Source organism: Kitasatospora sp. NPDC059803 (assembly GCF_042732255.1).
In the GTDB taxonomy this organism is placed as follows: domain Bacteria; phylum Actinomycetota; class Actinomycetes; order Streptomycetales; family Streptomycetaceae; genus Kitasatospora.
Window position 1 is genome coordinate 1 of sequence record NZ_JBHWIJ010000380.1, and the last position, 2,202, is coordinate 2,202.

At 75.3% G+C, this 2,202-nt stretch carries 3 protein-coding genes; 2 read left to right on the forward strand and 1 reads right to left on the reverse strand.

Annotation, left to right across the window (positions count from 1 at the left end; genetic code table 11):
• Positions 1-227: 227 nt before the first annotated feature.
• The gene (locus tag ACFV6I_RS35930) at positions 228-1,205 is read left to right on the forward strand and encodes a sigma-70 family RNA polymerase sigma factor (protein WP_380335752.1); all 978 of its coding nucleotides are present in this window, start codon (positions 228-230) and stop codon (positions 1,203-1,205) included.
• Here ACFV6I_RS35930 and ACFV6I_RS35935 read toward each other — a convergent pair.
• Positions 1,113-1,463: an STAS domain-containing protein gene (locus ACFV6I_RS35935; protein ID WP_380335754.1), complete on the reverse strand. Its 351-nt coding sequence runs from the start codon at positions 1,461-1,463 to the stop codon at positions 1,113-1,115. The two genes, ACFV6I_RS35930 and ACFV6I_RS35935, sit on opposite strands and share 93 nt — an antisense overlap.
• 204 nt (positions 1,464-1,667) lie before the next feature.
• Between ACFV6I_RS35935 and ACFV6I_RS35940 the strand changes: the two genes are divergently transcribed.
• Positions 1,668-2,159: an NUDIX domain-containing protein gene (locus tag ACFV6I_RS35940; protein ID WP_380335756.1), complete on the forward strand. Its 492-nt coding sequence runs from the start codon at positions 1,668-1,670 to the stop codon at positions 2,157-2,159.
• Positions 2,160-2,202: the final 43 nt, after the last annotated feature.

Below are 2,202 nucleotides of genomic sequence, written 5' to 3' on the forward strand. Positions count from 1 at the left end.
CGCGGGGTTCCGGCCCCTCCGCCCGGGCGCGGTCAATCCCCCCGGCCCCCGTGCGGGGCCGGGGGGGGGGGGGGGGGCGCGGTGGGGCCGCCCCCCCCCCCCGACGCGTGCTCGGAGGGTGTCCGGGGTGGTTCGCGGCCGGTGCTGGGGGGCGCCGGGCGGTTGTCAGTGGGCTGGAGTACCTTCGTGCCGTTCACCAGCACGGGGCGGGACGACGGGGGCGCACCATGACCGACCTGATCACGGAGGAGCCGGTCGAGCTCCAGTTGGAGCGGTACCGGACGGAGCTGACGGGCTACTGCTACCGGATGCTCGGCTCGGTCTTCGAGGCCGAGGACGCGGTGCAGGAGACGATGGTCCGCGCCTGGCGGGGCCACCGCGGCTTCGAGGGCCGCGCCGCGCTGCGCTCCTGGCTGTACCGGATCGCCACCAACGTGTGCCTGGACGCGCTGAACGGCCGCAACAACCGGGCCCGCCCGATGGACCTGGCCGGCCCGGTGACGGTGGCCACCGCGAGCGACACCCAGCTGCCCGAGGTGACGTGGATCGGCCCCGCGCCGGACGGCCGGGTGCTGCCCGAGACGGGCGACCCGGCCGAGGTGGCGGCCCAGCGCGAGTCGGTGAAGCTGGCCTTCGTCGCCGTGCTGCAGCGCCTCGCGCCCCGGCAGCGGGCCGTGCTGATCCTGCGCGAGGTGCTCGGCTGGAAGGCCGCCGAGGTGGCCGAACTGCTCGGCGTCACGGTGGCCTCGGTGAACAGCGCGCTGCAGCGGGCGCGCGCGGTGCTCGCCGGGGACGGCGCCGCCGCCCGCCCGGCCCCCGCCCTGGACGACGACCACCGCGCGCTGCTCGACCGCTACGTCCGCGCCTTCGAGGCGTACGACATGGACGGCCTCGCCGCGCTGCTGCACGAGGACGTCACGCTCAACATGCCGCCGTACGCGATGTGGTTGCGGGGGCAGGGCGAGATCCGGGCCTGGATGCTCGGCCCGGGCCACGGCTGCCGCGGCTCCCGGCTGGTCCCGGTGACGGCCAACGGCGCTCCGGCCTTCGCCCAGTACCGGCCGAGCCCGGCGGGCGGGCACGAGCCGTGGGCGCTGATCGTGTTGGAGGTGTCAGCGGGCCGGATCACCGGGTTCACCAACTTCCTGGACACCGACGTGCTCTTCCCGCTGTTCGGCCTCCCGCCCCGGCTGGCCGCCGAGTAGGCCCTGTTCGGGCCGCCGGAGGTCGAGGGGGTCCACGCCCCCCGGCAGCAGGGCCGCGAGCCCGCTGAACGCGAGCAGTTCCCGCAGCGGGCCGCTCGCGTTCAGCAGCACCACGCCCACCCCGTGCCGAGCGGCGGCGAGCCGCAGCCGGGCGAGGGCGTCGACGACGGCCAGGTCGGGCGCGGTCAGCGCGCCCAGGTCGCAGGTCAGGTCGCAGGTCAGGGCGGGGGCGGTCGGGGGCTTCGGCGTGGTGTCCATGCTGCTTGGACCGGCCCGGCGGCCCGGGCTCATCGGCTCCGGCGGAACTTCTCGCAACCTCCCGGAGCTCCACCCTGGCCGAGGAGAGCGTGGGCCTGCGCTCCGCCCAGCGTTGAACCGACGGCCCAGCGCTGAACCGACGGCCCCGGGCGGGTCGGTGGCAGAGTGGGCGGTGCAGAACCACCGTGCCCCAGGAGGATCGCAGTGACGGCTGAGCCCTTGAAGTCCCGTGAGGAATGGTTGGCGTCCCTGCCCAGGATCTACGCGGCGGCGGGCTGCCTGCTGCGGGACGAGTCCGGCCGGATCCTGATCGTGAAGGCCGGGTACCGCGAGTACTGGCAGTTCCCGGGCGGCACGATCGACCTCGGCGAGGGCCCGGTGGAGTGCGCCTCGCGGGAGTTGTTGGAGGAGACCGGCATCGTCAGGGCGACCGGGGACCTACTGGCCATCTCCTGGACCCACCCCTCGTCCGAACTCGACCACCCGGCGCAGCACTTGATGTTCGACTTCGGCACCGTCCCGGACGGCACCCCCGTGACCGTCCCGGCCGGTGAACTGGACCGGCACCAGTGGGCCACCGTCGAGGAGGCGCTGGAACTCCTCGGCCCGGCCCGCTCGGTCCGGTTGCGGGCGGCGCTGGAGGCGGCCGCCGACGGCCGGGTGCGGATCGTCAGCACGCCCATCTCCGGCTTCTGAGTCCCGCCCCGGCCCAACCGACCGGCCCCGGGCGGGAGTTCCG

Coding starts and splice junctions, on each gene's coding strand:
- ACFV6I_RS35930 (WP_380335752.1), top strand. CDS start 228: ATGACCGACCTGATCACGGAGGAGCCGGTCGAGCTCCAGTTGGAGCGG.
- ACFV6I_RS35935 (WP_380335754.1), bottom strand. CDS start 1,463: ATGGACACCACGCCGAAGCCCCCGACCGCCCCCGCCCTGACCTGCGAC.